This window comes from Zoogloea sp. GW822-FHT05C07 (assembly GCF_058800215.1).
Genome location: NZ_CM179510.1, coordinates 3,203,707 through 3,221,150 on the forward strand (window position 1 = coordinate 3,203,707; position 17,444 = coordinate 3,221,150).

At 66.8% G+C, this 17,444-nt stretch carries 14 protein-coding genes; 9 read left to right on the forward strand and 5 right to left on the reverse strand.

Features of this window, described 5'->3' with window-relative positions:
* Positions 1-11: 11 nt before the first annotated feature.
* The 9 genes from AC3QL2_RS14975 (at position 12) to ubiD (ending at position 12,217) form a co-directional block, all read left to right on the forward strand.
* Complete coding sequence (locus AC3QL2_RS14975) at positions 12-1,799, forward strand: sensor histidine kinase (protein WP_493231184.1); 1,788 nt, start codon at positions 12-14, stop codon at positions 1,797-1,799.
* On the forward strand, positions 1,796-3,163 hold the full coding sequence (locus AC3QL2_RS14980) for a sigma-54-dependent transcriptional regulator (RefSeq protein WP_493231186.1): 1,368 nt from the start codon (positions 1,796-1,798) through the stop codon (positions 3,161-3,163). The genes AC3QL2_RS14975 and AC3QL2_RS14980 overlap by 4 nt, the downstream gene beginning before the upstream one ends.
* Positions 3,164-3,286: 123 nt before the next feature.
* Positions 3,287-3,949, forward strand: a complete 663-nt coding sequence (locus AC3QL2_RS14985; RefSeq protein WP_493231187.1) for a TetR/AcrR family transcriptional regulator — start codon at positions 3,287-3,289, stop codon at positions 3,947-3,949.
* Entirely contained in the window at positions 3,946-5,079 is a 1,134-nt protein-coding gene (locus tag AC3QL2_RS14990; RefSeq protein WP_493231189.1) for an efflux RND transporter periplasmic adaptor subunit, read from the forward strand. Before AC3QL2_RS14985 ends, AC3QL2_RS14990 begins: the two co-directional genes overlap by 4 nt.
* Positions 5,076-8,255: an efflux RND transporter permease subunit gene (locus tag AC3QL2_RS14995; RefSeq protein WP_493231191.1), complete on the forward strand. Its 3,180-nt coding sequence runs from the start codon at positions 5,076-5,078 to the stop codon at positions 8,253-8,255. Before AC3QL2_RS14990 ends, AC3QL2_RS14995 begins: the two co-directional genes overlap by 4 nt.
* A gap of 83 nt (positions 8,256-8,338) precedes the next feature.
* A complete protein-coding gene (locus AC3QL2_RS15000; RefSeq protein ID WP_493231192.1) occupies positions 8,339-8,992 on the forward strand; it encodes a protein-L-isoaspartate O-methyltransferase family protein in 654 nt (217 codons plus the stop codon).
* Positions 8,993-9,003: 11 nt separating this feature from the next.
* Complete coding sequence (locus AC3QL2_RS15005; RefSeq protein WP_493231194.1) at positions 9,004-9,327, forward strand: rhodanese-like domain-containing protein; 324 nt, start codon at positions 9,004-9,006, stop codon at positions 9,325-9,327.
* Between the two features lie 26 nt (positions 9,328-9,353).
* Positions 9,354-10,670 (forward strand): TolC family outer membrane protein, encoded by a 1,317-nt coding sequence (locus AC3QL2_RS15010; protein ID WP_493231195.1) that lies wholly within the window; start codon positions 9,354-9,356, stop codon positions 10,668-10,670.
* Positions 10,671-10,744: 74 nt separating this feature from the next.
* A complete protein-coding gene (gene ubiD / locus AC3QL2_RS15015) occupies positions 10,745-12,217 on the forward strand; it encodes a 4-hydroxy-3-polyprenylbenzoate decarboxylase (RefSeq protein WP_493231197.1) in 1,473 nt (490 codons plus the stop codon).
* 41 nt (positions 12,218-12,258) lie between these two features.
* Here ubiD and AC3QL2_RS15020 read toward each other — a convergent pair whose 3' ends face one another.
* The 5 genes from AC3QL2_RS15020 to AC3QL2_RS15040 all read right to left on the reverse strand — a co-directional run bounded on the left by AC3QL2_RS15020 (position 12,259) and on the right by AC3QL2_RS15040 (position 17,289).
* Positions 12,259-12,744, reverse strand: a complete 486-nt coding sequence (locus AC3QL2_RS15020) for a hypothetical protein (protein ID WP_493231198.1) — start codon at positions 12,742-12,744, stop codon at positions 12,259-12,261.
* 6 nt (positions 12,745-12,750) lie between these two features.
* On the reverse strand, positions 12,751-13,848 hold the full coding sequence (locus AC3QL2_RS15025) for a flavin monoamine oxidase family protein (protein WP_493231200.1): 1,098 nt from the start codon (positions 13,846-13,848) through the stop codon (positions 12,751-12,753).
* A 217-nt stretch (positions 13,849-14,065) separates the two neighbouring features.
* Positions 14,066-14,635 (reverse strand): alpha-ketoglutarate-dependent dioxygenase AlkB family protein, encoded by a 570-nt coding sequence (locus tag AC3QL2_RS15030; RefSeq protein WP_493231201.1) that lies wholly within the window; start codon positions 14,633-14,635, stop codon positions 14,066-14,068.
* Positions 14,636-14,654: 19 nt separating this feature from the next.
* Positions 14,655-15,992, reverse strand: coding sequence for a (Fe-S)-binding protein (locus AC3QL2_RS15035; protein ID WP_493231203.1), 1,338 nt, complete (start codon positions 15,990-15,992; stop codon positions 14,655-14,657).
* A gap of 130 nt (positions 15,993-16,122) precedes the next feature.
* A complete protein-coding gene (locus tag AC3QL2_RS15040; protein WP_493231205.1) occupies positions 16,123-17,289 on the reverse strand; it encodes a GGDEF domain-containing protein in 1,167 nt (388 codons plus the stop codon).
* Positions 17,290-17,444 lie beyond the last annotated feature (155 nt).

Consider the following 17,444-nt stretch of genomic DNA (forward strand, 5'->3'; position numbering starts at 1 on the left):
CCGTTGAAAACGTGCCCAGACCGGTAACGATCCGCAGCACCCTGCTCAAGGCCTTCGTCGTGGTGGCGCTGGCGCCCGCCATACTTCTGGCCGGCCTGGCGTTTGTCAAGGCGCGTCAGGCCTTGCAGGCCGAGATCGAGCAGAGCCTGGCCAGCCAGGCCGGGGCGATTGCCGCTGACCTGGACAAGGTGCTGTTCGAGCGTCTGCAGAACGCCGCGATCTGGAGCCGGCTGGAGGTTATGCAGGATCTGCAGGTGCAGGATGTGGATCGCCGCTTGTCCGCGTTTCTCGCCCGTCTGCAGGAGGGATATGGCGGGGTGTACCGGGATCTGTCGGCGCTGGACGCCGCAGGGCGGATCGTCGCCAGCAGCCGGCCCGCGGCCCTCGGCCAGCTTGTCACTGTTGATCGAACAGCCCGGAAGGTGAGCCTTTCCGGCACGCCGCTGGCCCTCAGCCTGCCGGCTCCAGGGGCCGTGGGACCGGCGGCCAGCCTGTCGATCAACGCGCCCATCCTGTCCCGTTTCGATGATGCGCCCCTGGGCGAGCTGCGCCTGGAGTTCGACTGGCAACAGATCAATGCCATGCTCGACCGGGCCGCCGGCGACGGCCGCACGCTGGCCATCATCGATGCCAGCGGGCGCCTGATTGCGGCGTCCCGCCGTCTGCGCGACGGCCTGTCGGCGGATTCCGGGCCGGCGAGTGGATGGGCCCCCATCCCGACGGCGGCCGGTGCCTACGTGCTCGACGCGACGCCGGCCTATGGCGCGACAGTGGCGGTCGGCATCGGCCGGGCCGCGGCCTTCGGCGGTTTCGAAGGCCTGGGCTGGCGCACGCTGGTGATCCAGCCCCTCGATGAGGCATTGGCGCCTATCCACCGCATGGTGGCGATCGCGCTGCTGTTGCTCGGGGCGCTGGTGGGCGCGACCTTGCTGCTGGCGGTGTGGGTCAGCGGAGCGATCGCCCGGCCCATCGTTGCGCTGACCGAGTTCACCCGCCGCTACCGGCGCGATGGCCGCCTGGCCGGCGCGCCGCCCGGTGGGGCCAGCGAGGTGGGCGAGTTGTCGGCGGCTTTCGTGGAGATGGTTGGCCACATCGACGAATCCCAGCGCAATCTGGTGCGGGCCTCCAAGCTGGCGATGGTCGGCGAGATGGCTTCGGTGATCGCCCACGAGGTGCGCACGCCGCTCGGCATCATCCGTTCGTCGGCGCAGATGCTGCGGCGGGAGCCGGGCCTGTCGCCGGAAGGACGGGAGATGACCGGCTTCATCGATAGCGAGACCGAAAGGCTCAACCGGCTGGTGTCGACGATGCTCGACAGCGCCCGGCCGCGGGCGCCGGTGTTCGTGCCAACCGACGTGAATGCGTTGGTCCGCCGCTGCTTTGGCCTTCTCGCCGGTCAGGCGGCCAAGAAACGGGTGGTGTTCGCCGAGGCTCTTGAGGCGGCGGATCCCGTTGCTGAACTGGATGCGGAGCAGATGAGCCAGGTTTTTCTCAACCTGATCCTGAACGCGCTGCAGATCCTGCCGGACGGTGGCACCGTCAAGGCTTTCAGCGTGGATCTCGGCGACGCGCTGGAGATCGGTATCGGCGACGATGGACCGGGCATTGCGCCGGAAGAGCGCGAGCGCATCTTCGAAGCCTTCTTCTTCCGCCGGGAAGGCGGTGTGGGCCTCGGCCTCGCCATCGTGCAGCAGATCGTCCAGGCCCATGGTGGCACCATCGTGGCGGGGCAGAGCCCCCTCGGCGGCGCCTTGTTCACCCTTCGCCTGCCCCGCCATGCGGGGCCGCACACTTCATGAACCCGAGTTACATCCTCGTCGCCGACGACGAACCCCACATGCGCCGCGTGCTGGAGATCATGCTGCGCCAGATGGGGCACACGGTCTTCTCTGCCGGCGACGGCCTGGAAGCGCTCGATCTGGCCCGCCAGAACCCCCTCGACCTGATCATCACCGACATGCGCATGCCGCACATGGACGGCATCACGCTGCTGTCGCGCCTGCGCGAGGAAGGGCTGGCGGTGCCGGTGATCGTCATCACCGCCCACGGCACGGTGGAGTCGGCGGTGGATGCGATGAAGCGTGGCGCCAGCGACTACCTGCTGCGGCCCTTCGACCTGGAGGCGCTGGAGCTGGCCATCGAGCGGGTTCTCGGCTCGGCCCGCATGAGTCGCCAGAACGCCTTCCTGCGGGAGGAGCTGAACCGTGGCTGGGAGGACTTCGTCGGCACCAGCGCGCCGATGCAGGCCGTCTATCAGCAGATCCGCCAGGTCGCGCCGAGCAGGGCGACAGTGATGATCACCGGCGAGACCGGCACCGGCAAGGAACTCGCCGCGCGGGCCATCCACGCGGCCTCGCCACGGGCCGAGCGGCTCTTCGTGCCGATCAACTGTGCGGCGATTCCCGCCGAGATGCTGGAGAGCGAGCTGTTCGGCCACGAGAAGGGCGCCTTCACCGGCGCGGTGAAGGAACGGGTTGGCAAGTTCGAGTTGGCCGATGGCGGCACCCTGTTCCTCGATGAGCTCACCGAGATGCCGATGGCCCTTCAGGCCAAGCTGCTGCGGGTGCTGCAGGAGGGCACGCTGGAACGCCTTGGCTCCAACCGGACGATCAGCCTCGACCTGCGCATGATCGCTGCCACTAACCGGGACCCGCGGCAGGCGATTGCCGACGGGCAGTTGCGGGAGGATCTGTTCTATCGCCTCAACGTGTTCGCCATTGCGCTGCCGCCGCTGCGTGAGCGCAAGGAGGACATTCCCGGCCTGGTCGCCCATTTCGCCGCCAAGCACGGGCGTAGCAGTCGTGAGCCGCTGGCCGAGCCGGGGCTCTACGAGCATCTGGTTAGCTATGCCTGGCCCGGCAACGTGCGGGAGCTGGAGAACATGGTCGAGCGGGCGCTGGTGCTGGCCGGCGGCGGCACCCTGCGGCAGGTGCACTTCGTCTTCGATACGCTGCCGCTTGTGCCATCTCGCACCGGCAGCGCCAACAACGATGTGCCCGAAGGCCCGATGAATGAGGTCGTCGAGGCCCTCGAACGGCGCATGATCGAAGCGGCCCTGAGCCGTTGCGATGGCAACAAGACCCGCGCGGCGGCGCAACTCGGGATCAGCGAACGGACCCTCTGGTACAAGCTCAAGAAGTTCCGGAGCGACGGCGAGGTGTGACGCCCCGGCAGGCGCAATAAGCTGCTGGTTGTCTGCGGGAAGCACGCACTCTCCCTCATTTGTCCTTTACTCCGCAGGGCGCTTTGGCTAAATTACTGACCAGTCAGTCAGTAAATCTATGCCATGAGCCCCAACGATTCCGTCCGTCGCCAGCGCCGCAAGGAGGCGCGCCCATCCGAACTCGCCGCCGCGGCGCTGTCCCTGTTCATCGAAAAGGGCTTCGCAGCGACGCGCCTGGATGAAGTCGCGGCCCGCGCGGGGGTCTCCAAGGGCACGCTGTATCTCTATTTCGACAGCAAGGAAGCGCTCTTCAAGGCGGTCATCGAAGAGGGCGTGCTGCCGCTCTTCGACGAGATGGAAGCCAAGCTGGAAACCCTCAGGGACGACCCGGAGCGCCTGCTGCGGGAAATCCTGCTCGACTGGTGGCAGAAGGTCGGCCAGACCGACCTGGGCGGTATTTCCAAGCTGATCATCGCCGAGGCCGGCAATTTCCCGGAGGTTGCCCGTTATCACCACGAGGCCGTCATCGTGCGCTGGATGGCGCTGCTCGGTAATGCTATGGACATCGGCATCGCGCGCGGCGTGTTTCGTCCGCTGGACGTGCCGACCTTGCGCCAGCTGGTGTTCTTCCCGCTGCTGATGCTGTCCGTCTGGAAGAACTCGATGGCCAGCTGCGTGGTGGACTGCGCCGCGCCAAGCCTGGCGTCCGACACCTATTTCGATACCTATTTCGACATGATCTTCCGCGGCCTGCTGGTCGCGCCCCGCGAGGAGTCCCCCCGATGAAGCGCAGTCTGGCCCTGAGTTTCCTTGCCGCGGCGGTGCTGGCCGCCTGTTCGAAGCCGGCCCCGGTGGCCGAGGCACAGCGTCCGGTGATGGTCCACAAGCTGGCCCTGGCGCCGGTGGCCGCCGGTGCGCTGTATGCCGGCGAGGTGCGGGCGCGCTACGAGTCGGACCTGGCTTTCCGCATCACCGGCAAGATCATCGAGCGTCGCGTGGACGTGGGGACGGCGGTGAAGCCCGGCCAGGTGCTGGCCCGGCTGGACCCGAGCGATGCCGGCCTCAACGCGGAAGCGGCCCGCGCCCAGTTGGCGGCAGCGCAGAACGAATACGCCTTTGCCAAGGCAGAGGTCGAGCGTTACCGGGACCTGGTCGGCAAGAACTTCGTCAGCCGCAGCGTGCTGGACGCCAAGGAGTCCACCTTCAAGTCGGCCGAGGCGCGAGTCACCCAGGCCCGTGCGCAGGCAACGGTGGCCGGTAACCAGAGTGGCTACACGACGCTGGTGGCCGACCAGGCCGGGGTGATCACCGCGGTCAGCGCGGAGGTCGGGCAGGTGGTCAAGGATTCCGCCGTCGTCATGAAGCTGGCCCGCGACGGTGAGCGGGAGGTGCTGATCGCTGTGCCGGAAAGCCGTTTGTCGGCGCTGCGCGCGGCGAAGGAGATCGAGATCCGCCTGTGGGCCCAGCCCGATGCGGTGCTGCATGGCAAAGTCCGGGAGATTGCGCCGAGCGCTGATGCGGCAACCCGTACCTACGCGGTGCGGGTGAGCATTGTCGATCCGACGCCGGCGCTGCAGCTGGGCATGACCGCCAATGTGGTGCTGCCGGACGCCCAGGCCGCGGCCGGCGTCCTGCTGGTGCCGGCGACGGCGGTCTTCGAGCACGAAGGACGCAGCGCGGTGTGGGTGATGCAGGCTGAGGGCGCGCTGGTCAAGCCGGTGCTGCGGTCGGTGACGGTGCGCCAGTACCGGGAGGACGGCGTGCTGATCGCCGACGGTGTGAAGCCCGGCGAGACCATCGCCGCGGCCGGCGTGCACAAGATCGTCGCCGGCCAGCTGCTGCAGCCGGTGGCGCCCAATCAGCCCGCGCCTGCACCAGCCCCGGTGAGCCTGAAAGCGGCGGGGGGCGGCGCGTGAAGCATTTCAACCTGTCGGAATGGGCGCTGCGCCACCAGCCGCTGGTCCGTTACCTGATCGTCGCGCTGGCGCTGGTCGGCATACTGTCCTACCAGCAGCTCGGCCAGTCCGAGGATCCGCCCTTCACCTTCAAGGTGATGGTGGTGCGTACCGAATGGCCGGGGGCGTCGGCGCGGGAAACCGAGGAACAGCTAACCGACCGCATCGAGAAGAAGCTGCAGGAAGTTCCCAACGTGGACTACCTGCGCAGCTATTCGCGGCCGGGCGAGTCGGTGGTGCTGTTCGTCGCCAAGGATTCGACCCCCGCCAAGGACGTGCCGGACATCTTCTACCAGGTGCGCAAGAAGATCGGCGACATCAAGGGCACGCTGCCGGCGGGCATCCGCGGGCCCTACTTCAATGACGAGTTCGGCGACGTGTTCGGCAACATCTATGCGCTGACCGGCGACGGCTTCGACTACGCCCGTCTGAAGGCCGAGAGCGACAAGATCCGCGCAGAGCTGTTGCGGGTGCCGAACGTGGCCAAGGTGGACCTGATCGGCGAACAGGAACAGCGCATCTACGTGGAGCTGTCCAACACCAAGCTCGCCACCCTCGGGCTGGACGTGCAGACGGTGACCGATGCGCTGGCGCGCCAGAACGCGGTGGCGCCCGGCGGCTACTTCGAAACGAAGAACGAGCGCATCTACCTGCGCCCGAGCGGCGCCTACGACACTGTCGAGGCGATCCGCGAGACGCGCATCCAGGCCGGCGGGCGGGAGTTCCGCATCGGCGACATCGCCAGCGTCGCGCGGGGCTTCGTCGAGCCGCCGGCGCCGCGCTTCCGTTTCCGTGGCCAGGACGCGCTGGGCCTGGGCGTGTCGATGGCCAAGGGCGGCGACATCATTGCGCTGGGCGACGACCTGAAAACCACCGTCGCGCGCATCCAGTCCCAACTGCCGGTCGGCCTGGAACTGAAGGAGGTGGCCAGCCAGCCGGAGGCGGTGCAGCGCTCGGTCAGCGAGTTCGTGCACTCCCTGGCAGAGGCGGTGATCATCGTGCTGGTGGTGTGCTTCTTCTCGTTGGGCCTGCGTACCGGCCTGGTGGTGGCGCTGTCGATCCCGCTGGTGCTCGGCGTGACCTTCTTCGGCATGCGCCTGTTCGACGTGGGCCTGCACAAGATCTCCCTCGGCGCGCTGATCCTCGCGCTGGGCCTGCTGGTGGATGACGCGATCATCGCCGTCGAGATGATGCTGGTGAAGATGGAGCAGGGCTGGGAGCGCTCGAAGGCGGCCGCCTTCGCCTATACCAGCACCGCCGGGCCGATGCTGTCCGGCACGCTGGTGACCGTGGCCGGCTTTCTGCCGATCGCCACTGCGCAGTCTTCCACCGGTGAGTACACGCGCTCGATTTTTCAGGTGAATGCGATTGCGCTGCTGGCGTCCTGGCTGGCGGCGGTGGTGGTGGTGCCCTACTTGGGCTACGTACTGCTGCCTGACCCGCGGGCACCGAAGAACACCAGCTGGTTCGCGCGCCGCTTCCCGCGCCTGGAGCGTTTCAAGGATCGAATCGGCCTCGGCGACCCGCACGTGGAAGGGGACGAGGACGCGGTGTTCCGTACGCCGTTCTACAACCGTTTCCGCGCCGTCGTGGATTGGTGCGTGGCGAAGCGCTGGGTGGTGATCGCCACGACGCTGGGGGTCTTCATCGTGGCGATCGTCGGTTTCGGCCTCGTGCAGCAGCAGTTCTTCCCCAATTCCACGCGGCTGGAACTGCTCATCGACCTGCGCCTGCCGGAAGGCGCCAGCCTGCGCGCGACCCAGGCCGAGGCGGAGCGGCTGGAGCGCATCCTCGACAAGGAGGACGGCATCCAGAATTACGTGGCCTATGTGGGCACCGGCAGCCCGCGCTTCTACCTGCCGCTGGACCAGCAGCTGCCGGCGGCCAATTTCGCCCAGTTCGTGATCCTGACCGACAGTATCCCGGCGCGGGAGGCGCTGCGGGAGCGCATGATCGAACTCTTCAAGCGGGATTTCGCCAACCTGCGCGCCAACATCACGCGTCTTGAGAACGGCCCGCCGGTGGGCTTCCCGGTGCAGTTCCGCGTCAATGGGCCGGACATCGCGACGGTGCGCCATTACGCCGCCGAGGTGGCTGAGGTGATGCGCGGCAATGCCAGCCTGTCCGACGTGCAGCTCGACTGGGACGAGCAGTCCAAGGTGTTGAAGGTCGAGGTGGATCAGCACAAGGCGCGCCTGCTGGGCTTGTCCACACAGGATGTGGCCAACTTCCTGAACACCTCGCTGCGCGGCCTGGCGGCCACCAATTACCGGGAAGGCATCGAGTCCATCGACGTGGTGTTGCGTGGCGATGCCTTCGAGCGCGACAAGCTGTCCCTCGTCGCCGAGCTGTCGATCCCGACGCGCACCGGCAAATCGGTGCCGCTGGGCCAGGTGGCGACGGTCAGCTACGCCTTCGAGCAGGGCCTGGTGTGGCGCCGCAACCGGGAGCCGAGCATCACCGTGCGTGGCCAGATCTACGACAGCCGCGTCCAGGCGCCGACCGTCACCGCCCAGGTGGAGCCGCTGCTCGAACCGATCAAGGCGCGCCTGCCGGCCGGCTACCGCATCGAGACCGGCGGCGCGGTGGAGGAGAGTGCCAAGGGGCAGAGTTCGGTGAATGCCGGCTTCCCGCTGTTCCTCGGGGTGGTGTTCACGGTGCTGATGGTGCAGCTCAACAGCTTCTCGCGGACCGCGATGGTGGTGCTCACTGCGCCGCTGGGGCTGATCGGCGTGGTGTTGTTCCTGCTGCTGTTCAAGCAGCCCTTCGGCTTCGTCGCGATGCTCGGCACGATCGCCCTGTTCGGCATGATCATGCGCAACTCGGTGATCCTGGTGGACCAGATCGAGCAGGACATGCACAAGGGCCTGCCAGCCTGGAACGCCATCGTCGAGTCGGCAGTGCGCCGCCTGCGGCCCATTGCGCTGACCGCGGCGGCGGCAGTGCTGGCGATGATCCCGCTGACCCGCAGCGCCTTCTTCGGGCCGATGGCGGTGGCGATCATGGGCGGGCTGATCGTCGCCACGTTGCTGACCTTGCTGTTCGTGCCGGCACTGTACGCCGCGTGGTACCGGGTGAAGCCGGCGCCGTCGGGTGGGAGTGCTACGGATGATCTGCGCAGTGCACAACTGAGCTAAAATTCGAAAGTTTTTTCGCAACCAATTCAGGCATGCAGATCATCAATATTAGCTTGTGCTAATATTTATCCGGGAGTCACACAATGAATTTCGAACAAGCACGATTCAACATGGTTGAGCAGCAGGTCCGCCCCTGGGAGGTTCTGGACTTCGGCGTCCTCGACCTGCTGATGAGCGTCCGCCGTGAAGAGTTCGTGCCGGAAGCGTACAAGTCTCTGGCCCTGTCGGAAGCCGAGATCCCTCTCGGCCACGGCGGCAGCATGCTGGTCCCGGTGATCGAAGGCAAGATCCTGCAGGCCATCCAGGTCAAGCGTTCCGACAAGGTACTCGAAGTCGGCGCTGGCTCGGGCTACTTCGCCGCGCTGCTCGCCGCCAAGGCCGACTGGGTGCGCACCGTCGACATCGAACCGGCGCTGGTCAACATGGCTCACGACAACCTCAAGCGCTACGGCGTCGAGAACGTCATCGTCGAGGAAGGCGATGCGGTGTGCGGCTGGGCCAGCAGCGCGCCCTACGACCTGATCGTGGTGTCCGGCGGCGTGCCGCGTATTGCCGACTCCCTGCTGGAGCAGGTCAAGGTCGGTGGCCGCCTGTTCGCCTTCGTCGGCGAAGCGCCGCTGATGACCGCGACCCTGGTGACCCGCGTGTCCGAAAGCCAGTTCCGCACCGAGTCGCTGTTTGAAAACCTGGTTCCCCTGATGCGCAACGCGCCGCAGAAGAGCCACTTCACCTTCTGAGTACAGCCCTGATGAATCACATCACCCCTCCGCAGCTGGCCGAATGGCTGCAGGACGAAAACCGTCCGTCGCCCTTCCTGCTCGACGTTCGGGAGCCTTCCGAATTCCAGTACTGCGCCATTCCGGGCTCGGTGCTGATGCCGATGGCCAGCGTGCCGGCGCGCATGCAGGAGCTGGAGCCGGATGCGGAGATTGTGGTGATCTGCCATCACGGCGGCCGCAGCATGCAGGTGGCGATGTTCCTGGAGCGCCAGGGCTTCACCAACCTGATCAATCTGGCCGGGGGCGTGGCCCAGTGGGCGGCCCAGGTCGACCCGACCATGCCCCAGTACTGAGCAGTCGAACAGGAACGGAGCGCGGGATGAAGCGTCTGGTGGCAGCGGTGGTGGCGGGGCTGTTGGCGGCGGGTGCGTCGGCGGCAGATCTGGAACAGGTCTATCGGGACGCGCTGGCCTACGATGCGCCGCTGGCCGCGGCCCGGGCGTCGCTGGCCGCCGGGCAGGAAAAGCTGCCGCAGGGACGCGCTGGCCTGCTGCCGTCCATCGGCCTGTCCGGCAACACCATGTGGAACGACATGGACCCGCGCCGTCCGGCGGGTTCGTCGGTCGGCTTCAACAGCCACGGCTGGCAGGTGCAGCTGACCCAGCCCCTGTTCCGCTGGCAGAACTGGGTGCAGTTCAAGCAGGGTGAAGTCCAGGTGGCGCTGGCCGAAGTGCAGTACCGGCAGGCGCGTCAGGATCTCGCCTTGCGTGCATCCCAGGCCTATTTCGACGTGCTGACCGCCCAGGATGTCCTGGCCGCGGCGACGGCCCTGCACGAAGCGAACAGCCAGCAACTCGAACTGGCGAAGAAGAGCTTCGAGGTAGGCACCGTCACGATCACCGACGTCCACGAGGCCCAGTCCCGGGCCGACCTGTCGTCGGCACAGATGATCGCCGCCGACAGCGATCTGGCCGTCAAGCGCCATGCGCTGTCGGTGCTGACCGGCAAGGATACCGATGGGCTCAAGGGGCTGCGCAAGGGCGTCACGCTGAGCCGGCCAGAGCCGGGCGATATTCAGTCCTGGGTGGCGGCTTCGGAAGGCGGCAACCTGTCCGTACAGGCGGCCCAGCTGGGCGTCGAGCTGGCCGGGCGTGAAGTGGAGCGCAACCGCGCCGGCCACTTGCCGACGGTGGATCTGGTGGCCAGCCATGGCAATACCGTGTCCTCGACGGCGGCCATCCTGCCCACCGCGCCGGTGCGCTACGACATCGATTCGACGGTGATCGGCGTGCAGGTGGCGGTGCCGCTGTTCCAGGGCGGGGCGACCAGTTCCCGCGTCCGCGAGACGATGGCGCTGCGCGACAAGGCCGGCGCTGATCTCGACAACGCGCGCCGTAGTTCCGCGCAGGGTGCCCGCCAGGCCTACCTCGGCGTGACCAGTGGCCTGGCCCAGGTGAAGGCTTACGAGGCGGCACTGGTGTCGTCCACGTCGGCCCTCGATGCCAACAAGCTCGGCTACGACGTCGGCGTGCGCATCAACATCGACGTGCTGAACGCCCAGAGCCAGCTTTACGATACCCAGCAGCGGCTGGCCAAGGCCCGCTACGATACGCTGCTCGCCCAGCTGCGCCTGAAGGCGGCGGCGGGCACCCTCGGCGACGAGGACATCAAGGCGGTGAACGCCTTGCTGGACTGAACTACCCGGCATCCGGGCGAGGAACGGCCGCAGCAGCGGCCGTTCGCTTTTCAACCCTTCCAGTCATTCCTTCCATGCGATACACAGACCTGCGGGATTTCATCAGCCAACTGGAGCGTCTCGGCGAGCTCAAGCGGATCAAGGCGGAAGTCGATCCGCACCTGGAAATGACCGAGATCTGCGACCGTGTGCTGCGCGCAGGTGGGCCGGCGATTCTCTTCGAGAATCCCAAGGGGCACCACGTGCCGGTGCTGGCCAACCTGTTCGGCACGCCGCAGCGGGTGGCGCTGGGCATGGGCGTGAGCGGGGAGGACTGGCAGGGGGCGCTGCGTGAGGTCGGCAAGCTGCTGGCCTTCCTGAAGGAGCCGGAGCCGCCTAAAGGCCTGAAGGACGCGTGGGACAAGCTGCCGGTGTTCCGCCAGGTGCTCAACATGTCGCCGAAGACGGTGTCGTCGGCACCCTGTCAGGAGGTGGTGAAGGAAGGCAAGGACGTGAACCTCGCCGAGCTGCCGATCCAGCACTGCTGGCCGGGCGACGTGGCGCCGCTGATCACCTGGGGGCTGGTGGTGACTCGCGGCCCCAACAAGAGCCGCCAGAACCTGGGTATCTACCGCCAGCAGGTGCTCGGGTCCAACAAGGTCATCATGCGCTGGCTGGCCCACCGCGGCGGCGCGCTGGATTTCCGCGACCACCAGCTGGCCAATCCGGGCCAGCCTTTCCCGGTGGCGGTGGTGCTGGGCTGCGACCCGGCGACTATCCTCGGCGCGGTGACGCCGGTGCCGGACAGCCTGTCCGAATACCAGTTCGCTGGCCTGCTGCGCGGCGCGAAGACCGAGCTGGTGAAATGCCTGGGCTCCGACCTGCAGGTGCCGGCTTCCGCCGAGATCGTGCTGGAAGGGGTGATCCATCCCGGCGAGACGGCCCTCGAAGGGCCTTACGGCGACCACACCGGCTACTACAACGAGCAGGCCGAGTTCCCGGTGTTCACCATCGAGCGCATCACCAGCCGGCGCGACCCGATCTATCACAGCACCTACACCGGCAAGCCGCCCGACGAGCCGGCGATGCTGGGCCTGGCCCTCAACGAGGTTTTCGTACCGCTGCTGCAGAAGCAGTTCACCGAGATCGTCGATTTCTATCTGCCGCCGGAAGGCTGTTCGTACCGGCTGGCGGTGGTCAGCATCAAGAAGCAGTATCCGGGGCACGCCAAGCGCGTGATGTTCGGCATCTGGAGCTTCCTGCGCCAGTTCATGTACACCAAGTTCATCATCGTGGTGGACGACGACGTGAACATCCGTGACTGGAAGGAAGTGATCTGGGCGCTGACCACCCGCATGGATGCGACGCGGGACACCACGCTGGTGGACAACACGCCGATCGATTACCTGGATTTCGCCAGTCCGGTGGCTGGCCTGGGCTCGAAGATGGGCCTCGATGCGACCAACAAGTGGCCGGGCGAGACCCAGCGGGAATGGGGTACGCCGATCGTCATGGACGCGGCCGTCAAGGCGCGCGTCGATGCGATGTGGAGCAAACTGGGGCTCTGAGACGGCTGGAGGCCGTTTGATGGCGGCGTGCCAGCCGCCGTTCAGGCGGCCACGCTCGCCATCGCGTGACTGCCGGTGTCCACCAGCAGGTCGTTGGCGGTCAGCGCGAAATCCTTCCACGCTGCGGCCAGTTCGCGGCGCATTTCCAGCTGGTAATCCACGCTCGGCAGGTGCTCTTCGGCAAAGTTGGAGATCGCGCAGGAGCTGCGGTTGAAGCGCAGCGCGTCGTCCAGCAGGGCTTCGCAGAAACCCTGGAAGGGCTCCAGGATGCGCAGCGTGAGTGCCGACCAGCCGCGTTCCACGCGGACGCCCCGGCTGTCGAAGGGGAGTTCGTAAAGCATTTCCAGCGCTTCGCGGAAGAGGACCGCGGCGGTGTCGAGAATGGCCTGCTGGGTCAGGTGCTGGCGCCGCTGGGCCGACAGGTTGCGGTGCAGGGTGATCCGGTAGCGGTCGAAGCTCTGCTTGCGCTGCTTGGCAACCCAGGCCGAAAAGCGGGCGACGCACAGGTCGTTGGTTCCGATGCTCATGATGTTTCAGTTCATCAGGGCCCGGTCGAGGGCCAGTTCCTTGAGGATGCGGCCGGCGGCCTCGAGGGCGCCTTCCATGTAGCCGCCGCCGTAGCTGGCCGTTTCCGAGCCGCCGAAGTAGAGCTTGTCGTTCCAGTGGGACAGGCGCAGCGCCCGGTTCCCGTATTCCGGATGGCCGTCCGGCGGAGTGTGGTCGAGGAGGCTGCAGGTGTAGGCTTCCGATGACCAGTCCTGGATGAACGGCGTGCTGCGTTCGGCTGCGGCGCCGAACAGTTGTACGAGCTGGCTGCGCACCAGCATCGGCAGGCCGCTGCGGAAGGATTCCCGCAGCGCCGGCGGCATGGCGACGAAACCACCAAGTGCGGCGCGGCCGGCTGGCTCGTCGCTGGCGTCGAAGACCTCGGCCAGCACCGCCTGCGGATGGGTGACGAAGGCGTTGCCGGTGTGGCCGGTGTCATGCCAGAAGGGGCGTTCGAAACCGCACATGGCCTTTGCGCTGCCCGCCATCCAGGTGGGCGTGTCGCGCAGAATCTGGCGCAGCGGCGCGGCGAGGGCCGGTGAGAAATCCACTCGCTCCTCGAGCAGGCGCGGCGGAACAGCCAACACTACGTGGCGGGCCTTGATGGTGATGGGCTCGTAGCCGCGGAGAAAGTGCAGTTCCACGTGATCGTCGCAATTGCGGACGGCCATCAGCACGTGGCCGAAGTTCAGGCTGTGCCGCGGCAGGCGTTTGGCGAGGGCGGTGATCAGTGCACCGAAGCCGCCGGAGATCCGCCGGGCGCCGCCGTGGACCGGTCCGGCGGATAGGGGGGCCGGGCCGGCGCTGGGTTCCTTGAGGTGCAGCACGGTCTCGCCGTCGGCCTGGGCGAACTGGCGCAGTCCCAGGTCGGCGATCAGCCGGGCGATGCGCGGTTGGGTGTTTGGCCAGAACCAGGTGGGCCCCAGGTCGGCGGGCAAGCCGGGCGTGGCGTCGTCGCTGGACAGGATGCGACCACCGAGGCGCGTGCGGGCTTCGAACAGGGCGAATTCTTCGCCGCGCGACGCGAGGCCGTTGGCAATTGCCAGCCCGCACAAACCACCGCCAACTATGACCGTATCCAACATGCTGCTGCTCCGGATGATCGTTATGGCCAAGGGGCCAGCAAGCTTTGTTCCATATTTTTTAGAAAACCGTGATTCATTTCTAAGTGCATGAATCTAATAATTATTGTTTCAATGGCTGGTATTTATAAAAACCCTTTGATTGTGTCGGGTTTGTGCCTTCAGGAGACATTTTCGCACCGTTGTAGGTTGACCTGCTTTTGCGATTGGTGCGCGAATGTCATGCCGCCGGATGCACCAAGCGGAAGGTCAGGTTAAGGCGCGGGGGGATGACGAGCGGATCGGCCAGGATGGCGTGCTCCCAATCCTGCTGGAAAGGCGGGTCCATGACCAGAAGCGTGCCGGAGGGGAGCGGGACGTGCTGCGCCTCACCCAGCGGGCGGGGCCGCACCGAGAAGCGGCGGGTGGTGCCGAGGCTCAGGGAGGCGATGGCTGGGGCCGGCCCCAGATCGGGCTCGTCGTCGGCATGCCAGCCCACAGCATCCTGGCCGTTGCGGTAGAGGTTGAGCAGAACGGCGTTGAAGCGCAGCCCGGAAATTCGTTCGATCTGCTCGCGCAGGGCGAGCAGCGCGGGTGTCCAGGCGTGGGAGTTGTGCAGGTTGTCCGCGTAGCGATAGTCGATGCCGGGATCGGCGTACCAGGCCTGCAGGCGGGGCAGCGCGAAGCGCCGGCCGGCGGCCAGGTAGTAGCCGTCGTTCCACGGTGTTTCGGTGAGCAGCTGGTGGAACAGCTGGTCCGCCAGCGCTTCGTCGAACAGGCGGCCGATGCGTAGCAGCGGGAGCGTCCGCATCGCAGTGAGCTGCATGCGCTCAGGCCAGTGCGCGCTCGAGCAGGAGCGCCACATGCTGTGCCTGCCGTTCCGCGCCTTCAAGAATCTGGTGGCGGCAAGAGAAGCCGTTGGCGAGCACTGTCGCGTCGGGCGCGTTGCGCAGCGCCGGCAGGAGGTCGAGTTCGGCCATCTGCAGGGAGATGTCCCGGTGCTCGGCATCGAGGCCGAAGCTGCCGGCCATGCCGCAGCAGCTGGCTTCGATGAACTCGAATTCGAAGTCGGGGATCAGGCGCAGCACCTTGCGCAGGGACTTCATCGCGCCGACGGCCTTCTGGTGGCAGTGGCCATGCACCAGAGTCTTGCCGGCCGGCAGGGGCTTCAGCTTGAGCTGCAGGTGCTTGCGGTCGTGTTCGCGGGCGATGAATTCCTCGAAGAGGTAAACCTGCTTGGCGAGCTTTTCCGCGTCGGCGCCGAGGCCCAGCTTGAGGTGGTCGTCACGCAGGGACAGGATGCACGACGGCTCTAGTCCGACGATCGGAATCCCCGCCTCCAGCGCCGGCCGCAGGGCCGTGTGCATGCGGTGGGCTTCGGCGCGGGCGGCGTCGATCTGGCCCAGGGACAGGTAGGTGCGGCCGCAGCACAGGGGGCGTGCGGGTTCGGCGTCGTCGGTGGGCGGCTCCAGGCTGATGACCCGATAGCCGGCGGCGCTGAGCACTGCATGGGCGGCCCGGGCGATGGCCGGGTCGAAGTGGCGTGCGAAGGTGTCCACGAAGAGCATGACCTCGCGCCCATCGGCATTGCTGGCAACCGGCGGTCGGTAGGCCTCCGGGTTGGGTTCGGGCAGCGTGCGCCGGGCCGAGATGCCCAGCCAGCGTTCGCCAAGACGGGCCAGCGGCGGCAGGCGATTGCGCAGCTTCACGAGTTGGCGGAGCAGTCCGCCGTGCTGCGCCAGCAGCTGCGGCAGCGCGGCGAAGAGTCTGTCGCGGCGTGGTGTGCCGAGGGCCAGGTTGCGCTGGGCCTGGTATTCGATCTTGATCGCCGCCATGTCCACCTGGTTGGCGCATTCGCGCTTGCAGCCCTTGCAGCCGACGCACAGGTCCATCGCGGTGGCGAGGCGCGGGTCGCCGAAAGGGGCGTCGCCCAGCTCGCCGTTGAGGGCGGCTTTCAGCAACAGGACGCGCCCGCCGGGAGATTGGCCGGGGTCATCGGTGGCGCGGAAACTAGGGCACATGACGCCTTTTGGCTTGCGCTGGCACAGGCGGTCGCTGATGCAGACCGCGACGGCCTTGGCGAAATCGCCGCCGCTGGTCGGAATCCCGGCATAGGCGTCGCCCTGTCCGGCGGTCTCGTAGGATGACCAGTCCAGTTGATGTTTCATTGCTCTCTCCGTACCGGAGAGAGCAAGCAAGCCGGGTGCCAGACAGCTTTTACTTATGGATCAATGGCTTGCCTGGAATGGTCGTGTCGCATCTGCGACAAGCGGGGCGATGGCGTGGCGCGGGCGGCGCTCAGGCGGTGTGCCAGCGGTTGCCGCCAGCGCCCTTGGCCCTGTACATGGCCTGGTCGGCCATGGCCAGCAGATGGTTCAGGTCGTAACCACTTTCTGGGTAGCAGGACACGCCGATGCTGATGCCGAGCCGGCAGCCGGGGAAGTCGTTGCCGGGCAGGGCCACCACGGTGGCGATGATCCGTTCGCAGAACAAGGCGATATCCCGGTCCCCGTGCAGCGCGGGACACAGCATCACGAACTCGTCGCCGCCGATCCGCGCCACGATGTCGGTGGCGCGGGCGGCTGTCTCGAAGCTGTCGGCCAGGCTGATCAGGATCTGGTCGCCAGCGAGATGGCCGAAGCTGTCGTTGATCGGCTTGAAGCCATCCAGATCGAGCATCAGCAGGGTGCCAGCCTGGGTGTCGATGCGGGCCCGTGCAAGGATGCCCTCGGCGGCTTCGACAAAAGCCTTGCGGTTGGCGATGCCGGTCAGCGGATCGTGGCGGGCCATCTCCCGCCAGCGTCGGCTGTCGGCCTCCACGCTGCGATACTTGCCGAGCATGCCGAAGACGATGAGCAGGAAATTGGCCAGTGCCAGCACGAAGGCGCCGGTCTGGATCGCGCGCAGTTCGTGGGTCCGGCGCACCGACTCCTGTTCGAGCACCGAGGTCAGCGTGTTCATCAGATCCAGGATCTCGCGGTTATGGCGCACCATGTAGTCCGCCGCGAAGGACAGCTGGCGCGCATCGGGCGTGCGGGGCTGGGCGGCCGGAAGAAAGGCAACGCTCTCGACCGGGGCGATGAGCCTGCGGGCCGTGTCCACCGCGGGGGCGCCGGCGTCGCCAACCTTGTCCAGCAGCAGGGGCCGGCCATCGCCGCCGAGGGTGTCCCCGCCTTCCGCGAACGCAGTCAGCGTACGCCGGAACAGTCCGAAGGCCTCGCTGAACTCCTGGCGCGCGGCATCGGAGCTGCCGTTGGGGGCGGTAGCCAGCAGCAAGGCTTTGGTGGTCTGCTGGGACAGCATCCGCTGGCGGCCGGCCAGGTTGATGGCCACTGCGTCGCGGGCAACCTGCTCGGCAATCCACAGGTTGATCAGCAGCACCGTCAGGTCGAGGGCTACGAACATCACGATGGCTGCCATCAGGCGGCGGGGCGATCCGAGCAGGGCGCTTACCGGAATGGGCATGGATCGTGTCTTCCGTTTATTCGGGAGGGCGGAGTATCAATACAAGTGGGTAGCGGATGAATTATCGTCAATGAGTGCCCATTCTGACGCGTGTCATCAAGGAAGGCGACCACCGGCGGCAAAAAATGAAAATGCGGCCCGGATGGGCCGCATTC

Coding starts and splice junctions, on each gene's coding strand:
- AC3QL2_RS14980 (WP_493231186.1), top strand. CDS start 1,796: ATGAACCCGAGTTACATCCTCGTCGCCGACGACGAACCCCACATGCGC.
- AC3QL2_RS14985 (WP_493231187.1), top strand. CDS start 3,287: ATGAGCCCCAACGATTCCGTCCGTCGCCAGCGCCGCAAGGAGGCGCGC.
- AC3QL2_RS14990 (WP_493231189.1), top strand. CDS start 3,946: ATGAAGCGCAGTCTGGCCCTGAGTTTCCTTGCCGCGGCGGTGCTGGCC.
- AC3QL2_RS15000 (WP_493231192.1), top strand. CDS start 8,339: ATGAATTTCGAACAAGCACGATTCAACATGGTTGAGCAGCAGGTCCGC.
- AC3QL2_RS15005 (WP_493231194.1), top strand. CDS start 9,004: ATGAATCACATCACCCCTCCGCAGCTGGCCGAATGGCTGCAGGACGAA.
- AC3QL2_RS15010 (WP_493231195.1), top strand. CDS start 9,354: ATGAAGCGTCTGGTGGCAGCGGTGGTGGCGGGGCTGTTGGCGGCGGGT.
- ubiD (WP_493231197.1), top strand. CDS start 10,745: ATGCGATACACAGACCTGCGGGATTTCATCAGCCAACTGGAGCGTCTC.
- AC3QL2_RS15020 (WP_493231198.1), bottom strand. CDS start 12,744: ATGAGCATCGGAACCAACGACCTGTGCGTCGCCCGCTTTTCGGCCTGG.
- AC3QL2_RS15025 (WP_493231200.1), bottom strand. CDS start 13,848: ATGTTGGATACGGTCATAGTTGGCGGTGGTTTGTGCGGGCTGGCAATT.
- AC3QL2_RS15030 (WP_493231201.1), bottom strand. CDS start 14,635: ATGCGGACGCTCCCGCTGCTACGCATCGGCCGCCTGTTCGACGAAGCG.
- AC3QL2_RS15035 (WP_493231203.1), bottom strand. CDS start 15,992: ATGAAACATCAACTGGACTGGTCATCCTACGAGACCGCCGGACAGGGC.
- AC3QL2_RS15040 (WP_493231205.1), bottom strand. CDS start 17,289: ATGCCCATTCCGGTAAGCGCCCTGCTCGGATCGCCCCGCCGCCTGATG.